Origin of the sequence: Nocardia sp. NBC_01009 (genome assembly GCF_045208035.1) — a bacterium.
Classification (GTDB): domain Bacteria; phylum Actinomycetota; class Actinomycetes; order Mycobacteriales; family Mycobacteriaceae; genus Nocardia.
The window spans coordinates 4,388,527-4,410,343 of record NZ_CP108695.1 but is presented as its reverse complement, the minus strand read 5'-3'; the positions used below and the strand labels follow the sequence as shown (position 1 = coordinate 4,410,343).

General features: G+C 65.8%; 19 protein-coding genes and 1 pseudogene. 10 read left to right on the top strand and 10 right to left on the bottom strand.

Going from position 1 to position 21,817, the window contains the following annotated elements; translation table 11 throughout:
• Positions 1 to 266 precede the first annotated feature (266 nt).
• Positions 267 to 1,016 carry a ferritin-like domain-containing protein gene (locus OHA42_RS19720; protein ID WP_406229354.1) on the bottom strand — a complete coding sequence of 250 codons (750 nt, stop codon included), beginning with the start codon at positions 1,014 to 1,016 and terminating at the stop codon, positions 267 to 269.
• Positions 1,017 to 1,367: 351 nt separating this feature from the next.
• Between OHA42_RS19720 and OHA42_RS19715 the strand changes: the two genes are divergently transcribed.
• From OHA42_RS19715 to OHA42_RS19705, 3 genes are all read left to right on the top strand, one after another.
• A complete protein-coding gene (locus OHA42_RS19715) occupies positions 1,368 to 2,951 on the top strand; it encodes an amino acid permease (RefSeq protein WP_406229353.1) in 1,584 nt (527 codons plus the stop codon).
• Positions 2,952 to 3,390: 439 nt separating this feature from the next.
• Positions 3,391 to 5,232 carry an alkyl/aryl-sulfatase gene (locus tag OHA42_RS19710; RefSeq protein ID WP_406239477.1) on the top strand — a complete coding sequence of 614 codons (1,842 nt, stop codon included), beginning with the start codon at positions 3,391 to 3,393 and terminating at the stop codon, positions 5,230 to 5,232.
• Between the two features lie 203 nt (positions 5,233 to 5,435).
• A complete protein-coding gene (locus OHA42_RS19705; RefSeq protein WP_406239475.1) occupies positions 5,436 to 6,563 on the top strand; it encodes a BTAD domain-containing putative transcriptional regulator in 1,128 nt (375 codons plus the stop codon).
• Between the two features lie 60 nt (positions 6,564 to 6,623).
• On the opposite strand, the gene OHA42_RS19700 is transcribed toward OHA42_RS19705, so the two are convergent.
• On the bottom strand, positions 6,624 to 7,319 hold the full coding sequence (locus OHA42_RS19700; protein ID WP_406229352.1) for a TetR/AcrR family transcriptional regulator: 696 nt from the start codon (positions 7,317 to 7,319) through the stop codon (positions 6,624 to 6,626).
• Here OHA42_RS19700 and OHA42_RS19695 point away from each other — a divergent pair.
• The 4 genes and pseudogenes from OHA42_RS19695 to OHA42_RS19680 all read left to right on the top strand — a co-directional run.
• Positions 7,286 to 7,591: pseudogene (locus OHA42_RS19695) on the top strand (hypothetical protein); the annotation flags it as partial. The gene OHA42_RS19700 and the pseudogene OHA42_RS19695 sit on opposite strands and share 34 nt — an antisense overlap.
• Positions 7,592 to 7,652: 61 nt before the next feature.
• On the top strand, positions 7,653 to 8,132 hold the full coding sequence (locus tag OHA42_RS19690) for a DUF4386 domain-containing protein (RefSeq protein WP_406239473.1): 480 nt from the start codon (positions 7,653 to 7,655) through the stop codon (positions 8,130 to 8,132).
• A 66-nt stretch (positions 8,133 to 8,198) separates the two neighbouring features.
• Complete coding sequence (locus tag OHA42_RS19685; RefSeq protein WP_406229351.1) at positions 8,199 to 8,417, top strand: hypothetical protein; 219 nt, start codon at positions 8,199 to 8,201, stop codon at positions 8,415 to 8,417.
• A gap of 160 nt (positions 8,418 to 8,577) precedes the next feature.
• Positions 8,578 to 10,008: an amidase gene (locus OHA42_RS19680; protein ID WP_406229350.1), complete on the top strand. Its 1,431-nt coding sequence runs from the start codon at positions 8,578 to 8,580 to the stop codon at positions 10,006 to 10,008.
• A gap of 51 nt (positions 10,009 to 10,059) precedes the next feature.
• Here OHA42_RS19680 and OHA42_RS19675 read toward each other — a convergent pair whose 3' ends face one another.
• From OHA42_RS19675 to OHA42_RS19655, 5 genes are all read right to left on the bottom strand, one after another.
• Positions 10,060 to 10,923 carry an LLM class F420-dependent oxidoreductase gene (locus OHA42_RS19675; protein ID WP_406229349.1) on the bottom strand — a complete coding sequence of 288 codons (864 nt, stop codon included), beginning with the start codon at positions 10,921 to 10,923 and terminating at the stop codon, positions 10,060 to 10,062.
• Positions 10,924 to 11,082: 159 nt separating this feature from the next.
• The gene (locus tag OHA42_RS19670) at positions 11,083 to 11,688 is read right to left on the bottom strand and encodes a GTP-binding protein (protein ID WP_406229348.1); all 606 of its coding nucleotides are present in this window, start codon (positions 11,686 to 11,688) and stop codon (positions 11,083 to 11,085) included.
• Entirely contained in the window at positions 11,663 to 12,013 is a 351-nt protein-coding gene (locus OHA42_RS19665; protein WP_328399557.1) for a DUF742 domain-containing protein, read from the bottom strand. The genes OHA42_RS19670 and OHA42_RS19665 overlap by 26 nt, the downstream gene beginning before the upstream one ends.
• A gap of 34 nt (positions 12,014 to 12,047) precedes the next feature.
• On the bottom strand, positions 12,048 to 12,482 hold the full coding sequence (locus tag OHA42_RS19660; RefSeq protein WP_406229347.1) for a roadblock/LC7 domain-containing protein: 435 nt from the start codon (positions 12,480 to 12,482) through the stop codon (positions 12,048 to 12,050).
• On the bottom strand, positions 12,482 to 13,939 hold the full coding sequence (locus tag OHA42_RS19655; RefSeq protein WP_406229346.1) for an ATP-binding protein: 1,458 nt from the start codon (positions 13,937 to 13,939) through the stop codon (positions 12,482 to 12,484). The genes OHA42_RS19660 and OHA42_RS19655 overlap by 1 nt, the downstream gene beginning before the upstream one ends.
• Before the next feature lie 447 nt (positions 13,940 to 14,386).
• On the opposite strand from OHA42_RS19655, the gene OHA42_RS19650 reads away from it, so the two are divergent.
• The gene (locus tag OHA42_RS19650; protein WP_328399550.1) at positions 14,387 to 14,818 is read left to right on the top strand and encodes an SRPBCC family protein; all 432 of its coding nucleotides are present in this window, start codon (positions 14,387 to 14,389) and stop codon (positions 14,816 to 14,818) included.
• Positions 14,819 to 14,899: 81 nt separating this feature from the next.
• On the opposite strand, the gene OHA42_RS19645 is transcribed toward OHA42_RS19650, so the two are convergent.
• Entirely contained in the window at positions 14,900 to 16,435 is a 1,536-nt protein-coding gene (locus OHA42_RS19645; protein WP_406229345.1) for a DHA2 family efflux MFS transporter permease subunit, read from the bottom strand.
• A gap of 103 nt (positions 16,436 to 16,538) precedes the next feature.
• Here OHA42_RS19645 and OHA42_RS19640 point away from each other — a divergent pair, with 103 nt between their 5' ends.
• Together OHA42_RS19640 and OHA42_RS19635 are read left to right on the top strand one after the other, a co-directional pair.
• The gene (locus tag OHA42_RS19640; RefSeq protein WP_406229344.1) at positions 16,539 to 17,021 is read left to right on the top strand and encodes a MarR family winged helix-turn-helix transcriptional regulator; all 483 of its coding nucleotides are present in this window, start codon (positions 16,539 to 16,541) and stop codon (positions 17,019 to 17,021) included.
• A 37-nt stretch (positions 17,022 to 17,058) separates the two neighbouring features.
• Positions 17,059 to 18,381 carry an FAD-dependent oxidoreductase gene (locus OHA42_RS19635; RefSeq protein ID WP_406229343.1) on the top strand — a complete coding sequence of 441 codons (1,323 nt, stop codon included), beginning with the start codon at positions 17,059 to 17,061 and terminating at the stop codon, positions 18,379 to 18,381.
• 17 nt (positions 18,382 to 18,398) lie between these two features.
• Here the strand turns inward: OHA42_RS19635 and OHA42_RS19630 are convergent, their stop codons facing one another.
• Complete coding sequence (locus OHA42_RS19630) at positions 18,399 to 19,751, bottom strand: alpha/beta fold hydrolase (protein WP_406229342.1); 1,353 nt, start codon at positions 19,749 to 19,751, stop codon at positions 18,399 to 18,401.
• Positions 19,752 to 19,767: 16 nt separating this feature from the next.
• Positions 19,768 to 21,591 carry a S8 family serine peptidase gene (locus OHA42_RS19625; RefSeq protein ID WP_406229341.1) on the bottom strand — a complete coding sequence of 608 codons (1,824 nt, stop codon included), beginning with the start codon at positions 21,589 to 21,591 and terminating at the stop codon, positions 19,768 to 19,770.
• Positions 21,592 to 21,817 lie beyond the last annotated feature (226 nt).

The following is a 21,817-nucleotide window of genomic DNA, read 5'->3' as shown; positions in this document are numbered from 1 at the left end:
TGAGTCGCACCGGACAAGAACCCTGACGTCAGGGAGCCGCAGCCACAGCCAGCTGCCGTCGCCGTCCAGTAGCGGTCGCCGTCGGGGTCCCGGTCGCAGCAGCAGTCGCAGTCGCGATCCCGGTCGCACACGCGGTCCCGGTCACGGTCGCACACGCAGTCCCGGTCGCCGTCGCGGTCGCTATCGCACGCGGCCGCTGCACGCCGACACGCCGGGTGGGCTCTCCAGCGCATACCACTCGGAGCGCCACATGACTCCCGCGTCCGCTAGGAGGGGCTGGGCTGGAGAGTTTTCGTGGCGCGTCGGGGCCGAGGTGGAATGGCGGTTGGTGCGATGGTTTTGAACAGAGTCAGTACGTCGAGGACGAAACCGGTTCTGGTGACTCCTAATCGACGTAGGGCCGGGCCGTGGTCGTAGGCGACGACGATTGTCGAGCCGGTGAGCATCACCCACCACATCAGGAGCAGGACCTGGCGGGTCGGGCGGGAGAGAGTGGCGAACGCAGTGCGTAGGCGCTGGCAGTGGAAGGGGACGTGGCGCTGCTCGTCGGCCAGGATCAAGCCACCGACCTGGGTGGTCAGCGGATCCTCTGTGCCGTCGCGAAGGGCACGGTAGAAACGCAGCGCGACGACCTCGGCGACCATGAGCACCAGCAGTTCCAGCCGCAGGCCGAGGGCGCGGCGCAGACGCACGAACACCGCGTCGCTCCAATGGCCGGAAATCGTCGGCTCACCGGCAGCGCTCAGCAGCAGTTGCAGCATGCGGGCATGATTCGATTCCTCGGCGATGAACAGCCGCACCGCAGCCGCATACTCCGGATCGCCCGCCTGTTCTGCTTTGCCGATGAGGTTCGCACCGTCCCCGCTCTCACCGACCTGGAACCGCTGAACACTGCCAACCACCTCCCGGTCCAGCCACGCTCCCCGCCCCCACTCCGGATCGCCGGCGGCCGCCCGCGCAGCCGCCTTCGCCTCGAATTCCCTTGTCCACCCGAAGAACTCATTCGAATTATCCATCAGATCTCCTGCACCCGTCCGGATCCCCCGCCGCGCAAGATGCTCGGCCGGCTCCGACTCCTCCTGCCCACAAACCCTAGAAACCGGTTGTGCAGATCACCGGCCCGAAGTGTGGAGATCCTGTGGAGACCCGACCACCGGCCCGTCGCCCGCAGGCAAGCGCGACACGCACAACCGCCGACGCTGTGAAGGCGGTCCGCGCTCCTGGGTAGACAAGGCGAGAGGTAACAGGCGCGGGTCGATCGCGAATCCGCCGGGTTTCGATGTTTTCCTGCGATTGACCCGCGTTCGCTTCACACTTATCTTCTGGCAAACGCCGTATGAGGGCAGCGTTTTCACCCGGGAGCAAAAATGACCGAAGCCCAATCATCGCAATCCCCAACACCGTCGGACGACGAACGCAGGCTCGCCGAACTCGGTTACAAACAAGAACTATCCCGATCCTGGTCCGGATTCTCGAACTTCGCCATCAGCTTCACCATTGTCTCGATCTTGACGGGCGGATTGGCCAGTTACGGAATCGGTCTGGCCAACGGTGGACCGATCACCATGGCCTGGGGTTGGCCGCTGGTCTCGGTGATGGTGTTGTTCGTCGGACTTGCCATGGCCGAGTTGGCCTCCGCCTATCCGACTTCCGGCGGCCTGTACTGGTGGGCTTCGGAGCTCGGCGGTCCGGTGTGGGGATGGTTCACCGGCTGGTTCAACCTGATCGGCCAGATCGCGGTGACCGCGGCCATCGACTACGGCGCAGCCATTTTCACCACCGCGGTGCTGAATGTCATCGGCATCGACATCGGAACCGATCGCACCGCGATTTTCCTCGTCTACATCGCCATTCTGGTGCTGCACGCGGTGCTGAACGCGATCGGGCCGCATCTGTCAGCGGTGATCAACAACATCTCGGCGTGGTGGCATGTCGGCGGGGTGGCGATCTTCGTCATCGTGCTCGGGTTCGGCGCGAGCCACCACCAGAGCGTCGGGTTCGTGTTCACCGAAACCGTCGACAACAGTGCGGTCGGCTTCGGCGGGGTGGCGTTCAGCTTCCTGCTCGGTTTGCTGCACGCCCAATACACGTTCACCGGTTACGACGCCTCGGCGCACATGTCGGAGGAAACGCACGACGCGGCGCGCACGGCAGCGAAGGGCATCATCAACACGATCCTCGTCTCGGCCGTCGCCGGTTACCTGCTGATCATGGCGGTAACCTTCGCGATACCGAATCTCGACGACGCGCTGAATCCGGAAAAGAACAGCGGCTACCCGGTGATCTACATCCTGGAGAATTCGCTGAATCCATTCTGGTCGGGTCTACTGCTGATCATCGCGGCAATCGCCCAATTGTTCTGCGGATACGCCTCGGTGACCTCCGCGTCGCGCATGCTTTTCGCGTTCTCACGCGACGGCGCGGTGCCGGGATCGGTGCTCTGGAGCAAACTTTCGGCCCGGAAGGTGCCGGTGAACGCGGTGCTGTTCATCTCCTTCTTCGCGTTCGTGCTGCTGATTCCCTCGATGCTGGTGCCTGCGGCGAATGCGCCGACCGCGTACGCCGCCGCCACCTCCGTCGCGACCATCGGCCTCTATATCGCCTATGGCATCCCGATCCTGTTGCGACAGTTGCACGGCAGCAGATTCCGCACCGGTCCTTGGCAACTCGGCCCCTGGTATCGGCCGGTCGGCGTCGTCGCACTGGTATGGATCGTGTTCATCAGCCTGCTCTTCATCCTGCCGACCGATGACCGTGGCTACCCGTGGAACAGCGAATTCACCTGGAACACCGTGAATTACGCACCGATTACGCTCGTCGGCGTAGTCGGCGCGATCGGGATCTGGTGGTTTGTATCGGCCAGGCGTTGGTTCACCGGGCCGAAGCGGACAGTGGAAGACACACCGCCGCATGCCGGAGTCTCCGAAGACGAAGCACCTGCCACCGCCTGACCCAACTCGGCCCGCCGACCCGGGCAGACACTGCGGTGCAGTGGACACACCGGGGCGGCGGGCCTTGTGCACAACCCCTACCGCGGCACCGGTGCGCCGACTACTCCGCGCTCGACACCTCCCACTATATTGCAGTTCAAGTGCAATAGCGTCTAGGGTGGGCTACTAGGCAGCAATCTCGCATGCGGTTGCTCGCAGCCAATCGGATCGAGACAGGAGATCGGCAATGGTCGACGGTGATCGCGGGAACGCGGGCGGCAAGCCAGGAGCGCGCGTATCCCGACGTGGAGTGTTCGGCGTCGGCGCGGCGGCACTCGCGGCGGCGGGAGTCGGCGCCGGGCTGACCGCGTGCGGCGACTCGGACGAGGTGCACCCCTCCTCGTCGCCCACCGACCCGTCCGGACACATCGCCGACGCGAACCGGCAGGTCTCGGCCACCATGCCGTTCTCCGACACCGCCGACTTCGCCGATGCCGATCGCGGCTTCGTCGCCGCGCTCGAGCCCGGTGTCGTCAAGGACGCCGCCGGAAAGGTGGTGTGGGACAACGATTCCTACAGCTTCCTGCGTGATCCGTGTCCCCTGTCGGTGAATCCGAGCCTGTGGCGACAGTCCCAACTGACCGTCAAGCAAGGGCTCTACGAGATCGCACCCGGGTTCTATCAGGTCCGCGGCCTCGATCTGTCCAATATGACGCTGATCGAAGGCGACACCGGCGTGGTCGTCATCGACCCGCTGATCTCCACCGAGACTGCGGCGGCCGGTCTCGCCCTTTATCGCGCCCATCGCGGAAATCGCCCCGTCACCGGCCTGATCTATTCGCACGCACACGTCGACCACTTCGGCGGCGCGATGGGCGTCACCACCAAGGAAGACGTCGCCGGGGGACGCTGCCCGGTGCTCGCGCCGTCGGGCTTTCTCGAACACGCGGTGGCGGAGAACATCTACGCAGGCACCGCGATGGCGCGGCGGGCCGCCTACATGTACGGCGCCGCCCTGCCGCGCGGACCCAAGGGGCAGGTCGGAACGGGTCTCGGCCAGACAACCTCGATCGGAACCACCACCCTCATCGACCCGACCGTCGACGTCACCCACACCGGTCAGGAAGAGACCATCGACGGGGTGCGCATGGTGTTTCAGATGACGCCGGGCACCGAGGCGCCGTCGGAGATGAACTTCTACTTCCCCGACCGCCGCATCCTCTGCATGGCCGAAAACGCCACGCACACCATGCACAACATCCTGACACTGCGCGGCGCGCTGGTTCGTGACCCGCACGTCTGGTCGCGGTACCTGACCGAGTCGATCAACCTGTACGCGCGCAACTCGGATGTGGTGTTCTCCTCGCATCACTGGCCGATGTGGGGCACCGACAAGATCGTGGAATTCCTATCGCTGCAACGGGATCTCTACGGCTATCTCAACGATCAGACGCTGCGACTGCTGAATCAGGGTTACGTCGGCAGTGAGATCGCGGAGATGATCCAGCTGCCGCCCGCGATTGCCGGGAACTGGTCGACCCATGGCTATTACGGCTCGGTGAGTCACAACGTCAAGGCGATCTATCAGCGGTACATGGGCTGGTTCGACGGCAATCCCGCACACTTGTGGGAACATCCGCCGGTCGAATCGGCCAAACGGCATGTCGAGGCCATGGGCGGCGCGAACGCAGTGTTGAAGAAGGCGCAAAAGGCTTACGACGCAGGTGATTACCGCTGGGTCACCCAGATGGTGAACTACGTGATCTTTGCCGAGCCCGACAACACCAAGGCAAAGCACCTGCAGGCCAGCGCCTTCGAGCAACTCGCGTACGGCGCCGAGAACGGCACCTGGCGCAACTTCTACCTCAGCGGCGCCTACGAGCTACGCAACGGCCCCTTCGGCACCCCGACCAAGGCCAATGCGCAAGGGATGCTGTCGGCACTCACCGTGGACCAGGCCTTCGACGCCATCTCCCTGTTCCTCGACGGGCCGAAGGCCTGGGATATCGCCCTCGTCGCCGACTGGCGCTTCCGCGACGCCGACAACCGCGTGCAACGCACCGAATTGCGCAACGGTGTCCTCATCCACTACCCACGCACCGCCGGGGACAATCTGCCCGCACCGGACACGACCGTCACCCTGACCAGGGGCGCGTTCGCCAAGACCATGCTCGCGGGCGCGAGCATGCAAGAGGCAGTGATGAAGGGCGACATCACCATCGAGGGCAATATCGCCGCGCTGAAGCAGTTGTCCGGATTGTTCGACAAGCCCAACCCGAACTTCGCGATCGTCACCCCGTAGATCCGTGCGGCCGCCCGAGCCGTTGCGGTCCAGACGACGGCGCGCCTACCGATGCGCGAACGCTCCATTTTGATCGACAACATGCGAAATACCTTCGGATCAAGGAAGACTGAGGGCGTCGGCGACAGCGCCGCGCCGGGTCGCCATGAGTCGGCCGCCGCCTGCGTCGGCGACAGGTCAGGAGGTATTCGGCGGTGGACGAAATGCGGGCGCAATTCGGCGTGCTCGGTCCGGTGGAGCTGCGGATCGATGGCGTGGCCCAGAATTTGGGCGGGCCGAAGCAGCGGGCGGTATTGGCGTATCTGGTGCTCAACGCCAACCGGCAGGTGTCGGTGGAGGCGCTGACCGAGGCGGTGTGGGAGGGCAATCCGCCGCCGGATGTGCGGGTGAGCCTGCATGCCATCGTGTCGAATCTGCGGAAGCCGATACAAGATGCCGGCCTCGATGCACGGCCGTTGCTCGCGCAGGTCGGGGCGGGCTATCGGGTCACGGTGAGCGAGGATGCCGTTGACGTGTACCGATTTCATGCGCTGCGCGAGTCGGGGCGACGGGCGCTGGCCGCCGGGAGTTTCGCTGCGGCAAGCGAATTCATGACCGACGCACTCGGGCAATGGCGTGGGCCCGTCCTTGCGGACCTGCGTGGGCTCGGATTCGCCGACACCTATGCCGCCGCCCTCGACGACGAGCGGATCGGCGTCATCGAGGCGCGCGCCGAGGCCGATATCGCACAGGGCCATGCGGACACGGTCGTCTCCGGGCTGACGCTACTCGTAGACTCCTACCCGTTGCGAGAACCGTTGTGGGAGAAGCTGATTACGGCGCTATATCTGAGCGGCAAGCAGTCGGACGCCCTCGAGGCGGTGCGGCGGCTACGGGCGCGACTCGCCGAGGAACTCGGCATCGATCCCGGCCTGACCCTCCGTGAGCTGGAGGCGCGCATAGTGCGGCAGGAGCCGCTCGACGCCCGCCCAGTCGCGGCCGCCGCCGTCTTCCGTGCGACCACGATCATCGACCGGGACTCGCACGAACACCAGGCGTTTCTGCGCGATCCGAGCGGGCGTCGATACCAGGTCAACGGCCCGTTCACCCGGATCGGACGGTTGCGGCACAACGACATCGTGCTCGAGAGCGCGAAGGTCAGTCGCCACCATGCGGTGATCGTCAGCAACGGCCCGGCGCACGTCATCAGGGACCAGATGTCCTCCAACGGTGTCTATGTCGACGGAGTCCAAGTGATGGACAGCGTCCCGCTCGCCGACGGCTCCATCGTCCGTATCGGCGACACCGACCTGCTCTTCATGCTGGTCCCCCTCGACCCGCCACCGCCGTGAGTGCAGCCGAGCCATCGGTGTTTCTTTAGAACCTGATCGGCTGCGTCCATCCGGGATTCGTCAAAGGTGATCCGCTCGATGGCCGGTGGAGCTCCAGTCCTGCCGCCACAGTCGTTCGAATCCGTCCAGCAGCAGATCGAGTGCGAATTCGAACTCGAACTGGTCGTCGCAACCGGTGCCTACGACGGAGTGCCGGTCGTGATTCGCGCTCGCGATCTGCATGATGTGGGGGTAGCGGGTCGTCATTTCACCGAGCGCGGGCCGCTGCGGATCGAGGTCCTGGGGAGCGTCGAACAGTTCCTGGCTGAAACCGAATATGCGGCTTCCCAGCGCGTGCATCACGTGGTGGGTGAGGTCGACCGAAAGCCCGCCCGCCAGGAACATCCCGATCATCGAATCCAGGTACGCCATCACCGTCGGCGTCGGCGTCGCGCGCGACTCGATCACGCGCGACGCCCACGAGTGCCGCAGGAGCGCGCGCCGCGCCGCGAGAATTCGCTGCCGGACCGCGGACTTCCAATCGACGGCCGGTTCCGGCGAACCGATCTCCCCGACGATGACGTCGACCATGCCGCCGAGCAGTTCCTCTTTGTTGCTGACGTGCTTGTACAGCGCCATCGGCACCACGCCGAGTTCTTGCGCGAGCGTGCGCATGCTGAGGGAGTCGATGCCGGCGTCGTCGGCGAGCGCGACCGCGGCGCGCAGCACCCGGTCTCTGCTCAATGGGGTGCGGCGCGCTTGCGTCTTGTCGGCCAACCGATCCTCCTCTTGACGAGGTGTACATCGTACACCTAGCATTTCCGAACATCCGGGTGTACGTCGTACACCTCGGTCGCGATGGAGGAGTGCAGATGAGCTCGACAAGGACGGCGGCAGTGACCGCAGGCGTGTTATTCCTGATCACAGAGGTCACCGCCATGGCAGGACTTGCGCTGTACCAACCGGTCCTGCACGATACGAACTACATCGTCGGCGCGGGCGCCGACGGTCGCGTGCTGATGGGCGGGCTCGCCGAGCTCATCCTTGTTGTCGCCGTCATCGGAACCGCGGTCACGCTGTATCCCGTCCTGGCACGGCACAACCCACAGCGTGGCCCTCGGCTACGTGTGCGGCCGTCTGCTGGAAGCCGCTGTCATCACCGTCGGCATCATCAGTGTGCTGTCTGTGGTGACCTTGCGACAGGACCTCACGGGAACCGGCCGCCCCGACGACACCGCACTGGCGACCGTCGGCAAAACCCTTGTCGCCATCCATGATTGGACTTTCCTGCTCGGCCCCAACGTCATCCTGGGAGTCAACAGTCTGCTGCTCGCCACTCTCGTGTACCGATCCCGGCTCGTGCCGCGCTTGCTCGCCATGCTCGGTCTCGCTGGCGGCGCGCTCATCTGCGCATCGGCGACGGCCGTCATGTTCGGCCGCTACGAGCAGATCTCCGCTTGGGGCACGGCCGCGGCGCTCCCGGTCTTCGCATGGGAGGTCGGTCTCGCCGGGTATCTGATCGTCAAGGGATTCGAGCCGTCGCACGATTCCTCGTCAGCGCAACCGCAGACCGCACCATCGGCCGACTGAGCCGTACCAGCCGACAGGGTGCGCCGTAGCCTGATGCCGAGAGAGGTCTCCGAAGGAACAGCGCCCATGCCCGACCGAACAAGTGACAGCACACCGCCGGATCTGGTGGCGATCCTGCGCCACTGGCAGGAGTCCGGCGCGGTGTGGCGGGTGATCGGCCGACGATCCGGCAGGGTGACGGTCGGCCTTTACGATTGCACCGGCGGCACGGAGGTCGATCGCCTCACCACCGCCGACGCGGCCGTGCTTCGTTTCATCGGCGATCGCGACAGCAGCGAGGGTTGAGCTGCTCAACAACCGGACCGGGGACATAACGCCGCCGTACTGCCGCCCTGGTTGACACCTTCGGCGAGTCGGCGTGTACTCAGGCACCTGAACATTCGTCCAGCCAGTCGCGCCGGTGCGACCTCTGTCGCGCTCGGTGTGCGGGACCGAGAGGAACGTGATGAGCGAGGATACGAGCGCCCGCACCGAAGGACTCGCCTTCACCGGGGTCGCCGCGCAGGCCGAGGCGATCCGCTCGGGTCGAGTGTCGGCGGTCGAGCTGACGCGACAGACCCTCGCCAGGATCGAGCGGCTCGAGCCGCGGCTCAATGCGTTCATCAGGGTTCTCGGCGATCAGTCGCTGGCACAGGCCGAAGCCCTCGACGCACAGCAGGCGCGTGGTGATCAGCTCGGGCCGCTGCACGGCGTGCCGATGGCGATCAAGGACGAAGTCGATGTCGCAGGCGTCCCAACGACTTTCGGCGGCGCATCCATGACGACACCCGCCGCGGCCGACTCCGAGATCGTGCGCCGGCTGCGGGCCGCCGGTGCAATCATCGTCGGCAAGACCGCGTTGACGGAGTTCGGCACCTGGCCGTTCACCGAGTCGGCGGCGCACGGCTACACCCGCAACCCGTGGGATCCGACGCGCACGACCGGTGGCTCCAGCGGCGGCTCCGCGGCCGCCGTCGCCGCGGGCATTGTCGCGGCCGCCACCGGCGGTGACGGCGGCGGCTCGATCCGGATACCCGCGGCGTATTGCGGCCTGTTCGGGCTGAAACCGCAGCGGGGACGGGTCAGTACGGCGCCGCACCGCGACCTGTGGCGGGCACTGGGCACCCTGGGGGTGCTCACCAGAACGGTCGCCGACAGCGCACTGCTCTACGACATCATCAGCGGCAGCGGCGCGGGCGACCGCTGGCAGGCTCCCGACCTCAGCTTCGCCGCGATCGGTCCGGCGACCCCGCTGCGAATCGCGGTGTCGCTGCGCTCCGCCGTGCCGGGTATCCGGCCTGACCCGGAATGCGTTGCGGCAGTGCGCTCGACCGCGGAGGCGCTGGCCGAGCTCGGCCATCACGTCGAGGATTTCGACCCGCATTACCCCGATGTGACATCAGCATTCTTCCCCCAGTTCCTCGGTGGAGTCCGTGAGGAGGCCGTCCGGGTCGATCGCCCGGACCTGCTCGAACGACGCACCCGCACGGTCTCGGCCATCGCCCGCGTCCTCGCACCGCAACCGGTCCTGCGCTGGGCCGAACACCGCGGTGAACAGCTCGCCGCGACCATCAATCAGATCTTCGACACCTACGACCTGTTGCTGACCCTGACCATGCCGCACCTGCCCGCGCCCATCGGCAGGCTCGACGGCGCCGGAGTCCTGCGCGCGCTACAACGCAGCGTCCCGATGACCAGCTACACCGCCATCTGGAATGTCTGCGGCAACCCGGCCGCCTCCATCCCCGCAGGCTGGTCGAGCACCGGACTACCTCTCAGCGCCCAAATCATTGCCCGCCCCTACGACGAACGCGGCATCCTGCGCGTAGCCACCCAACTCGAACAAGCCCGCCCGTGGGCCGACCGACGACCCGACATCGAACCGATTGTGCCGTGACGCCGGGCGCCGGGCGGTCGAACACGACCTTCGTTCCACGGGAGGACTAGATCAGATCGAATCGACCCGTGGCACCAGTCCGGCAACCTGCTCGGTGAATTCGATCGGGTTCCGATCGGGCATGATGTCGAGTTGCTCGATGCCCAACGCCGCGAGCTGCTCGGCCGCTTCCAGGAAGGCGTCGGGGCTGTCGAGAACCGGCTCGATGTACACCGCGGTCTTGCGAATACTCTCGTAGTCGCGCCCCTCCGCCTCGCAATGCGCCCGCAGGATATCGAGCTTGCGTGTCACCTCCTCGAGGTCGGAGGCGAAAAGGTTGCAGGCATCCGCGTAGCGCGCCACCAGCAGGAGGGTTTTCCGCTCGCCGCCGCCGCCGATGAGGATCGGCGGCCTCGGGCTCCTCAACGGCGCAGGGACACAGAGGGTTTCGGCGAGTTGATAGTGCTCGCCGTCGAACGGCCCGTTGTTGTCGCTCCACATCTGCAGACAGATCTGCAGCGTCTCCTCGAGCCGTTCGAACCGCTCCGCCATCGGGACCACCGGCACTCCGAGCGCGAGCTGTTCGCGCTCGTACCAGGACGCACCGATTCCCAGCTGTGCGCGACCACCCGACAATACGTCCAGCGTGGTCACGATCTTTGCCAGCAATCCGGGGTAGCGGTACATCACGCCGGTCACCAAGAGCCCCAACCGCATGCGCTCGGTGACCGCTGCGACATACCCCAGGGTCGTGTACCCCTCGAGCATCGGCTCGTCCGCGGTCGCCCGGTGCTCCATCTGAAGGTAGTGGTCCATCACCGTGAATTGCGCGAAGCCGCCCTGCTCGGCAATCCGCGCGGTCTCGGCGAGCGTGTTGGCGATCAGCCTCGGCTCCGCCGGATGCGAATAGTTCCAGTAATGCAGTCCGAGTTCCATTCGTCTCCTCTGTGTGCAGACGCGTCAACAGTTCGGTCCTTGAAGACCTTGTCACATGACGAAGCCCCTCTGACCAAGAAGTCAGAGGGGCCGCAATTCAGGCGTGCGCGAACTCTGGCGAACCGTGCGGTACCGGACAGGATCCGAACACGGGCGTGTTTACCTACGTGACTCCTGACGGTGGAACAGGAATTCGACGAGCGTGATCATGGACCGCAGACACGTGCTCCGGTTACGCGCGTCGAGTGACGTCAGGGGGGTGCCTGTCGCGAGATCGAGCGCGTCCCGGATCTCCTCGAGGGGGTAGCGTTTAGCGCCCTCGAACTGGTTGACCGCTACCGAATACGGCACACCGCGTTCCTCGAGCACCGAAAGCACCTCGTCGGCCTTCTCGATGCGCCGGGTGTCGACCAGCACCAGCGCACCGAGCGCACCGCGCGCCAGCTCTTCCCACAGTGGGACGAAGCGTTTCTGGCCCGGTGTCCCGAAAAGGTACAGCGCGAGTTCGGGATTCAGCGTGATGCGGCCGAAGTCCATGGCGACGGTGGTCTGCGTTTTTCCCGGCAGCCCCGCCATATCGTCGACGCCGACACTTGCCTCGGTGATCGTCTCTTCGGTGCGCAGCGGCTTGATCTCGGAGAGGCTGTTCACGAAGGTGGTTTTGCCGACACCGAAATTCCCTGCGACCAGTAGCTTTACCGACCTGGTTACCGTGTCGGGAACATAGTCGACATCGCCCTCAGGCCGGGAGAGCACGGAGTCCATTGAGTACCTCCTCGAGCAAAGAGATTTCCGGCACGACAGCGGCCGGTCGGGGCATGACGAGGTATTCGCTGTCGAGCAGATCGGCCACGACGATCTTCACTACAGACGGCGGCAGATCGAGATAGGCCGCGATCTCGGCCACCGAAAGCGCACTGCGACGGCTACACAGGTTCAGCACTTGCCGGGCGTCAGGACTGACGCCCGGTGTCGGGTCCTTGGCAACCAACACCAAAGTCACCAAGTCCAATTCACGACTCGGCCGCGTTCGTCCCCCGGTCCGCACATACGCACGGACCAGATCGGGATCCCGCCGCGACCCACTCATGACTGCGCCATTTCAGCGCTCGACTGCGTGACACTCACGGCAATCCGCCGCTATCAGCCCTCCCACGTGGCTGGCTGCCGAGCTCGCGCCCGACCCGCCCGGCAAGCTCGTTCATGCGGTGCACGACTAAGCCGACATCGGCGTCGGTGTTGGTGGCAACGCCGAGTAGCGCGCCCTCACCGGCCGCGGTGATGAGGATCATCCCCTGGTCGTACTCGGTCATGTTCTGCCGCACGCCGTTGTCCATGCCGCCGCAGAACTCGCCCAGCGCCTTGCCGAGCGATCGCAGACCCGACGCCGCGGCCGCGAAACGTTCCGCATCGTCTTTGGACACTCCACCGGAGTGTGCGATCCGCAGGCCGTCATCGGACAGCAGTACGGCGAATCGGACACCCGGGGCATTCAGATCCTCGAGTAGCCAGCCCAGTTTGTTCGCGCTGTCGGCCCCCGCTGTAATCGGTGTGCCCATCAGGATGTCATCCCTTCGGTGTGGTCGGATGGGGTGTTGTTGGCGATCGGCAGGCTGTCGGTTGCGGCAGCGCGGCCAGTCTTGGAACCGCTTTGCCAGGCTGCCGCGACATCGGGTCGAGCAAGTCCGGGTTCGGTGTCGGAGCGCGCCGCGCCTACGGGAGCCGCAGCCGGTGCCGTGGTTCGGCGACGCCGCTTGGGTAGGCCGCCACTGGTGATGTCATGCACAGAAAACGCCTGCTCCTCGTCCGACCGTTCGTGCGCGCCGACCGCAACCGGTACCGGTAATGGCTCCGCTGGAGCAGCAGCAGGAGCGACGGCGGCAACACCGCCTTTGCCGGGTTGTGGTGCGACCAGCAGCGCTTCGGGGATGTACACCATCGCGCGCATACCGCCGTACACGTTGGGGCCATCGATGTAGACGGTGAATCCGTAACGGCGGGCCAACGCCGCGATGCCGGGGAAACCGACCTTCGGCGACGGGCCGAGCTGGTGGATGTCGACCGGGCGCTCATGGGCGAGCACCTGCCGCGCTTCTTCCATTTGCTCGGGGTTCATCCGCACGCCCGCATCATCGACGATGACGGTGACGCCGTGATGACCTTCCTGGAAGCTGACGTCGACGTACGACGTCGGCGGCGAATAACGCAGCGCATTGTCCAGCAACGTGGCAAGCGTGTGCACGAGCGGTTCCACCGCGCGGCTGATGACGATGCGATCGAGCTGGGTGGGTCGCACACGCAGGTAGTCGCGCACACGACCGGTCGCGCCGCCGACGACGTCGGTGAGCGACTGCGCAGGCCAGCGACGGCCCGGCAGGCCACCACACACGATCACATACGACTGCGCCTGGCGCAGCATCTGCTGAACGGTGTGGTCGATGCGGGTGAGGGTCGCGTAGACCTCGTCGTCACGGTGTTCGCGCAGCGCGGCGCTGACCACCTGGCTGACGTCCGCACCGAGGCTGACCACCGAGGTGCCGAAGGACCGCACCGCTGCGCTGGTCGCCGCCCGCGAGGACGACTCGACTTCGGCTCGCGCCGACTCCTGCGCGGTCTTGACCGCCGTCTTCGCCTGCTCCTCGGCCTCGCGGTTGACGGACTCCCTTGTCTCGATCTGCAGGAGTCTCAGCTCGTCGGCGTAGCGCTCGGCAATCCACCGCAGCAGCTGCGCGAACCGCGAATTCTCCATGCCCGCAGGCACTTCGATCGAGGGCGTGGCGACCTCACCGCGGCGGACCGCGTCGGACACCGAAGGCATTGTGGTGACGGCAAGGTGCTCGACTGCTTCTTCGAGCACTCGGTTCTGCTGTGTCAGTGCCTCATGTTCCCGGGCCAGCGCGGCGGCGCGAGCCCGCTGCTGCCTGGCGGATTGCGCCAAGTACAACGCCGCCGCCACGGCAAGCACCAGCGCGGGGGCGAGGATCCATGAAAGCACCACGGCGATATCTTGATTCATCAGTTCTCTCGTCGTTTTCGGGCTCTAGGCTCACCGGACAAGCCGGGCCACGTCACGGTCTGTGTCGAGACTTCTGTGCGGTTCCATTGGGTGCCACAGGCTTCTGCCACAGCGCTTCGTCTCGCCTTCCTCGCGACGCCGACCATGAGCAACCCTGGTCGGATCAGGTCCGCGTCGGAGGCCAGCGCCTGGAATGGCAAGCGGAGGCGCACAAGCATTTACCCCGACGACTCGGTCACATTAGCAGCATTGCCAGGAAGTCTCTCCTGATACGAGTTCATGCGTGGGAACGAGCTTCGGTGCAGCGGAGTGCATCTCACACGATGCAGTGTCGGATCGGGCTGTCGCCAGGCCCTTTCTCCCTTCGCCACACGGTCGCGGCACGCCCTCGACGACCCCGGTCGAGCAGGTTGCTACAGAACCGCGGGTACCGGATACCATGCCCGAATGGCAAAGCTGAAGGTCTCCGTCGACGTGCCGATCTCCCCGGAACAGGCGTGGTCGCACACCTCCAACCTCACCGAGCTGGACAAGTGGCTCACCATGCACGAAGCGTGGCGCAGCGAGGTTCCCAGCGAGCTCACGGTGGGCACGAAGCTCGTCGGTGTCGCCTCGGCGAAAGGGTTGCGCAACCGGGTGACCTGGACAGTGCAGGCCGCCGAGCCACCGCGCCGGCTGGCGCTGACCGGAGCCGGCAAGGGTGGCACCAAGTTCGGCCTCGAAATGCTCGTGGCCGCTAAGGGCGCGGGTTCCGCGGTCACCGTCTCCATCGATCTCGGCGGGCCGCCCCTGTTCGGCCCCATCGGCTCCGGCGTCGCCCGCGCGCTCAAGGGTGACATCGAACGCTCCCTCGAACGCTTCGTCGCGCTGTACGCGTAGGCGACTGCCGAACAGTCGAACGGCCGGGCATCGGTGTGGGAACACCGATGCCCGGCCGCATCGCAGTCAGGTGGCGCGTGGTCAGTGCACCAGGGCCGCCGGTGCGTCGGCGACCTCCGGATTCTTCGGCTTCGTGCGCGGCAGGAAGAATGCCGGGACCAGAGTCAGCACGATGAGCACCAGCGCAACGATGTAGGTGTGGCTGAATGCCTCGGCAGCCTGCTTCAGCCCCGCTTCGATCGCACCCGGCGGAAGCTGACCTGCGATAGCGGGATTGGAGTTGGAAGCGATCGCGGGCCCGGCGAACTGCTGGTCCTTCAACAGGTTCGTCAGCACCACCGACATGGTCGCGGTACCGATCGAGCCCGCGGTCTGGTTGATGATATTCATCAGGGTCGAGCCGCGGGCGACCTGCTGGTGGGTCAGCGTCTGGATCGCCGCGGTCATGATCGGCATCATCGTGCAGCCCATGCCGAGGCCCATCACGAACAGCGCGCCGCACATCGCGATGTAGGAGGTGTCCGCCTGCAGCTGGGTGAAGAACGAGGTGCCGATCGTGATCAACGTGATACCGACGAGCACGATCTTGCCCGGACCGATCTTGTCGACGAAGCGGCCCGCGATCGGCATCGTCAGCATGGCGCCGAGGCCTTGTGGCGCAATCAGCAATCCGGCGGCCAGCGCGGATTCACCGCGGACCTGCTGCAGGTAACTCGGCAGCAGCAGTCCGGCACCGAAGAAGGCGATCGCGAACAGCACCATCGTGAGGACCGCGAAGGTCAGCGACCGGTTGCGGAACAGGTGCAGATCGATCAATGGGTGCTCGGTGCGCAGAGCGTGGAAGACGAACGCGACCATGAGGACCAGACCGACGGCCGCGGGCGCGAGCACCCTCGCCGAGGCGATCGTGCCCTGTTCTGGAATCGATGACACACCGAACAGGAACAGCGCAAGACCAGGCGAGGCCAGCAGCATGCCGAGGAAGTCGAACGATTCCGAGGGTTCCGGCTTGTCCGACGGGAACACGATGAATGCCAGGGCGAGCGCAATGATGCCGATCGGCAGGTTGATCAAGAAGATCCAGTGCCAGCTGAATGCGTCGATCAGCCAGCCGCCGAGAATCGGGCCGCCGATCGGGCCGAGCAGCATCGGCACGCCGAGCACGGCCATCACGCGACCAACCCGCTGTGGGCCCGCGGCGTGGGTCATGATCGTCATGCCCAGCGGCATCAGCATGCCGCCGCCGATGCCCTGGATCACACGGAAGGCGATGAGCGACTCGATGTTCCAGGCGAAGCTGCACAGCACCGATCCGAGCACGAAGAACGTCAGCGCCATCATGTACAGACGTTTGGTGCCGAACCGGTCCGCGGCCCACCCGGTGAGCGGAATGACGGTCGCCAGCGCGAGGGTGTAGCCCGTCATCGTCCACGCCGCGATCGCGTAGCTCGTCTCGAACTCGAGCTGGAACGTGGGGATCGCGACGGTCACGACGGTGATGTCGAGGATCGACATGATCGCGCCGAGCACGACCACGCCCGCCACCTTGAACACCGCTGCGTCCAGCTTGTCGGTCGACGGGTCCGACCCCGCCTGAGTATCCGGAGGATGGTTCACCGGTTAAGCCTGTCATCTCTCCGCCAGAAGAACCAGCACATTCTGCTTATTCTGTTGGCTAACGATAGTTGCTTCACGCAATCAAACAATTTACTATTGTTTCATGCAAGCAAATAAAGACCAGGTCGCCGAACTGGCCAGAACGACCGCGCGCTTCTCCGACGCGATGCGCACCGGCATGGCAAAGGCATTCGATCCGGTCCGAGTCGGCGTGCTGCAGCTGGCCGTCGAGCACGGTCCGCTGCGGGCAGGCGAGGTAGCCGAACGGCTCAGCGCCCTGCCCTCGTCCATCACCCGACACGTCAAAGCGTTGACCGATGCGGGCCTGATACAGACACGCGTGGACGCGGAGGACCGACGCGCGGTACTGCTCGAGGCGACCGACGCGGGCCGCGCGCAGCTGCGGCAGTTTCTCGACGTCGGCACGCAGGTCTTCGGCGCGGTTGTCGCCGACTGGCCGGCCGGCGATGTGGTTGCCCTGACCGCATTGCTCGACCGGTTGATCGAGTCCTGGGCGGCGCACGGCGCGCAGCAGCAGCAACGCGCCGGGCGGCGCACCAGGGCCTTCGGCTGGAGCCAGGAATAACAGTGATCGTGCATTGCACAGATTGGAAGGAAAAATCATGTCTGCCAACAAGTCCCTGCGGATAATCGTCGCCGGTGGCGGCATCGGTGGTCTCGCGCTGGCCAATGGCCTGCGCAAGGCGGGAATCGACGTCGCGGTGTACGAACGCGACCGCCACCGCACCGACCGGGTGCAAGGGTTCCGCATCCACATCAACCCGAGCGGCAGCCGGGCGCTGCACGACCTGCTGCCCGAGACCGCCTACCGAGCGTTCATCGCCAGCTCCGGCAAGGGGGCCACCCGCTTCGGCTTCGTCACCGAGCAGATGAAGGACCTGCTGGATCTCGATTCCGAGGTGACCGGGGGTGAGCGCGACGAGGTCGATCGCAACTACGGCATCAGCCGGATCACGCTGCGCCAGATCCTGCTTGCCGATCTCGGCGCGGTGGTGCACTACGACAAGGCCGTCACCGGCTACACCGAATTGCCCGACGGCCGGATCGAGGCCCACTTCGCCGACGGCGGTTCGACCGTCGGCGATGTCCTGGTCGGCGCGGACGGCGGGACATCGCGCGTTCGCGCGCAACGCCTTCCGCAGGCGCAGCGCGTGGAAACCGGCATCGTCACCGTCGCAGGCAAATTCACGCTGACCGACGACAGCAGGCGACGGCTCACACCCAAGTTCCTGGCCTCTCCCCTTGCGGTCATGCCGCCCAAGGGATGTGGGATGTTCATCGCGCCGCACGAGTTCGATCGGCCGGACCCGCAGTACTCCGGTATCGGCGGCAACGACGGCGCGGCCGCGCTCGTCCCCGGCGCGCTGTTCGACAACACCCAGCCGTACGTCTTCTGGGCCTACGCCGCCAAACGCGGCGACTATCCCGGCGACGGCGAGCTGGAATCGCTGGACGCCGCGCAATTGCACGACATGGTCAACCGGCTCACCGCCGGGTGGGCGCCCGAATTGCGCGAACTCATCGGTGGATCCGATACCGACACGGTCACTCTCATCCCGATCCGCACGTCGGTTCCGGTGCCGCCGTGGGAGACAACGCATGTCACCCTGCTCGGCGACGCGATCCACAGCATGACGCCCTTCCGCGGCATCGGCGCCAATGTCGCGCTGCGCGACGCCCAACTGCTGTGCGCCGAGTTGGCCGCCGTGGCCGGTGGCGAGCAACCGCTGCGCGCCGCCATCCACGACTACGAGGCGCAGATGATCGAGTACGGTTTCGCCGCCGTGCGCGACTCGCTGACCGCCGCCGAGCAGACGGTGTCCGACAACTCCGTCGGGCGGGCCATCGGCAGGACGGTGTTTCGGGTGGCACAGGCCGTGCCACCGCTCAAGCGAAAGATGTTCGCGGGCTTCGGCTCCGAGTGACCCGGTCGGCGGCCGGTTCAGCCGACGAGGCCCCCTGCGGACGCTACGACCCAGGCGAGCTCGGGATGGATGATGTCGGAATGGGCTCCCGATGGTGGCGAGCCCTTCTTCACAACGCGGGCGGCGTCGATATTCACCAGCCTGGCACCGTCGAAGTCGTACCGGGTTCCCACGTCGAGCAACGCGGTGACCGCGACGTCGGGCTGATGCCCGTCGTGACCGATGCCGCCCCAGCGGTAGGTCGCATCGTCGAAGCCTGCGGCATCCTCCCGGCCGAGCAGCGACGCCAGCGGATACAGCGTGCCGACGGCGGAGTCGTGCTCGGAGTAGCAGGCGGTGACCGGGCCCTCGACCCGCGCGTCCTTCCCGTTCAACGCCCCGCTGCGCCGCGCGTCGAACGGCAACGACGCGGCAAAGGCGAAGTGGGAGAACGCACCTTGCAGCAGCGTGACCGAGCGGACTGCGCTGTTCGTGGGCAGCCCGGCGAGCGCGTAAGACACTACGCGGGCGCCGAAGCTGTGGCCGATCAGATCGATACGCAGCGCGGGCCGTCGCGCGAGCAGCCGTCCGAGCAGCGGTCCGAGGCCGCGTTCGCCGATGGTGCCCGCTCGATGCTTCATCTGGAAGTAGGTGAGTTGGCGGGCGGCCTCCTGCGCACCGTGCCAGAGTCGGCCGAACGTATCACCGAATCCCGCCGCCCCACCGGCGCCACCGGTGACGATGCCGAGGTCTTCGAGTTGGGTCGCGAAGCGGGAGAACAGCTCTGCGCCCGGATCGGGCTGCGCGATGAAGGGCGGTTCGTCGGCCTGTTCGCCGTCACCGTCACCAGTGGTCGCCGCGGCGATCGTCTGGATGAGGTCGCGCGCGCGCTGTAGCGCCGCACCGTCGTCGGGACGCTCGACGAGCAGTCCGAGCAGTTCATCGACGGCGGCGCGCTGCTGATCGGGAAACGCCGCACGGATCATCGCCTGCATGTCCGCGTTCGGTGGTGCGGGCGGCGGGAATTCGAGTCCGCCGCCGAGGCCCGCGGCGCCTCCGCCGCCCCCGAGATCGACGGTCGCGGCCGGTTCGAAGTCGGGAATCGGTTCGTCGGACCAGCGGCTGGACGGCCAGAAAACACCGAGCAGCAAGATCTTCCGATTTGGTAACCCGTGTGCGGCCAGCAGTGGCGGCAGCTGTGCATAGAAGGCTTCGTACAAGCGGCTCGCCACGCTCGGCGTGTTGTTCCAGCCGTGGGTGAAGACAAGCAGATCCGTTGGTTCGATCGTGTCGAGTTCAGCGGCCAGCGCGCGCTCGCCATCGGGGTCGACATCACCGTTCTCGTCGATCCTGAGCTCGAGCAGCGGCAGCCCACCGATGTTCTTGGTCATTGTGTTCTCCGATGTTCTAGACGGATTGCAGTGCGCGCATCAGGTCGACGAGACCCGCGCCCTCGAAATAGCGCTCCCTGCCGAGCGGGACCGCCGATTTCACGAAGATCTCCTTGATCTCCTCGGCCTGGGTGATGAACTCAGGTCGCACCGAGAGGAATGCGGCGATCGCTCCGGAGACATGCGGCGCGGCGAAGCTGGTGCCGGTGTCCGCGCCGTAGCAGGCAACGCCGGGCGGGATGTCGGTGATGCCCCATTTGGCCGCCGCTTTCCCGGTGGCGCAGGAGGTGATCCGCTCGCCGGGCGCGACCAGGTCCGGTTTGAGTCTGCCGTCGCCGGTCGGACCCTTGGACGAGAAGTACGAAACACCATAGGTGTGCGGCGATTCGCGGTGCGTCGACCCGACGGTAATGGCGCGCTTGGCATTGCCGGGATCGTTGATGGTCATGGTGAGACCGACGTTGGTCTGCCGCTCCCGCGCACTGAACCGGCCGTATCCGGTGTTGCCCGCCGCGACCACGACGACCACCCCCGACCGCACCAGGCGGTCGACCTCTTTGCACAGCGGGCTCTGCCCGCAGGCGAACCATTCGGCATCGAACTCGTAGCCCAAGCTGATGTTGACGCCGTGGATCTTCGTTATCCTGTCGTTGTCGCCGTTGACTTCCCGGACATACCGCAGCGCGGCCATCACCGAGATCATGTCGGAGGTGCCCTCCGAGCCCAGCACCTTCAGGCTGACCAGGTGCGCCTGCGGCGCCATACCGGAAACCGCCGCGGGTTCGACCTGTCGGACACCGCGCAGCGGCCGCGCATTGAGTTCGGTGTACTGCTCGGTGACCACCCGCAGGTTCTCGCCGGGGAAGGAATTCGAGAGGTAGCCCGCGATTATGCCTGCGACGTGAGTACCGTGGCCCAAACCGTCCTGCAGTGCCGCGTCGGCGGTCTCCGGGCCCGGATTCACCGACTGGGTGAAGTCACGATGCAACGGGAAGACATCGTCGGCGAGTACGGTTTTCCCGGCATCGAAATGCGGATGCGTCCGATCGATCCCGGAATCCACTACCGCCCAGCGAATTCCGCGCCCACATGCGTCGAACGAGCGCCGCGCCGCGTCGGCCTTGACCGTGCGTCCCGACACATCGATCAGCGGTTTGACCGGGAAGTTGGGCCAGATGCGATGAATCACGTTCTGCCCGTGGTTATTCTGTCGCTGCTCATGATCGATCTCGACCAGCCGCTTGACCTGCTCCATCGTCATCTTGGCACGCACATACTCGTCGAACAGCTCGACCGCCGCAGGCCTGCGTTCCCCATGGTTGAGCTGGTCGAGCAGCCGCGTCAACGCGGCGGTCGCCGCCTTCACGCCACCCAGGTAGCCGACATTCAATTCGATGACGACCGACAGCGGTTCGCTGTCGTCGCTCGGCTGATCGAGCACGCGCGCTCGCACATCCGGATCGAGCAGTGGCCTGGTGATCACACTGGGCTGGATGGGGTTGCGCTGGTCCGGACTCTGCGTCACAGAGGGCAGGTCGGGGTTCGTCAAGCGGCGCCGCGCTTCTTGGGCGGCACCCTTCCCGGATTCGGTGATACGCCATTGATGGCGGTTCGACAGCACGAAGCCCTCGTCACCGAGATACCGCCGGGCCGAGTAGACGCGCGACTGCCACCGCAGGAGATTCGCCCGCGCCGGGTCCGGTTGAAGGTCTTCCGCGCTGGGATGGAACTCGGGCATCGCCTCGATGAGGTCGATCGCGTGTTCCGGGGTTGCTTGTTGCGCATCCTGCAGCGCAACGAGAAGCAGGTCTCCGAGGTCGGGGATCGGAGTGAGTGCCATGCGCGTCTCCTTATCTCAGCGCGCGCCGGCTACAGCGTGTAGGTATGGGTAGATCAGGCGATCAAGTCCTTGATCGCCTTCTCCTGCAATGGAACGAGCGTGCGTCCCTGCGACGATCGCGCTGCCCATCGCGCACCGCCTCCGGGATGTCACCCGCTACCCCACCGACGGTAGGACCGCGCACCCGCAATAACACGGGTAGTGCCCTACCTGTCCTCACCTGCGC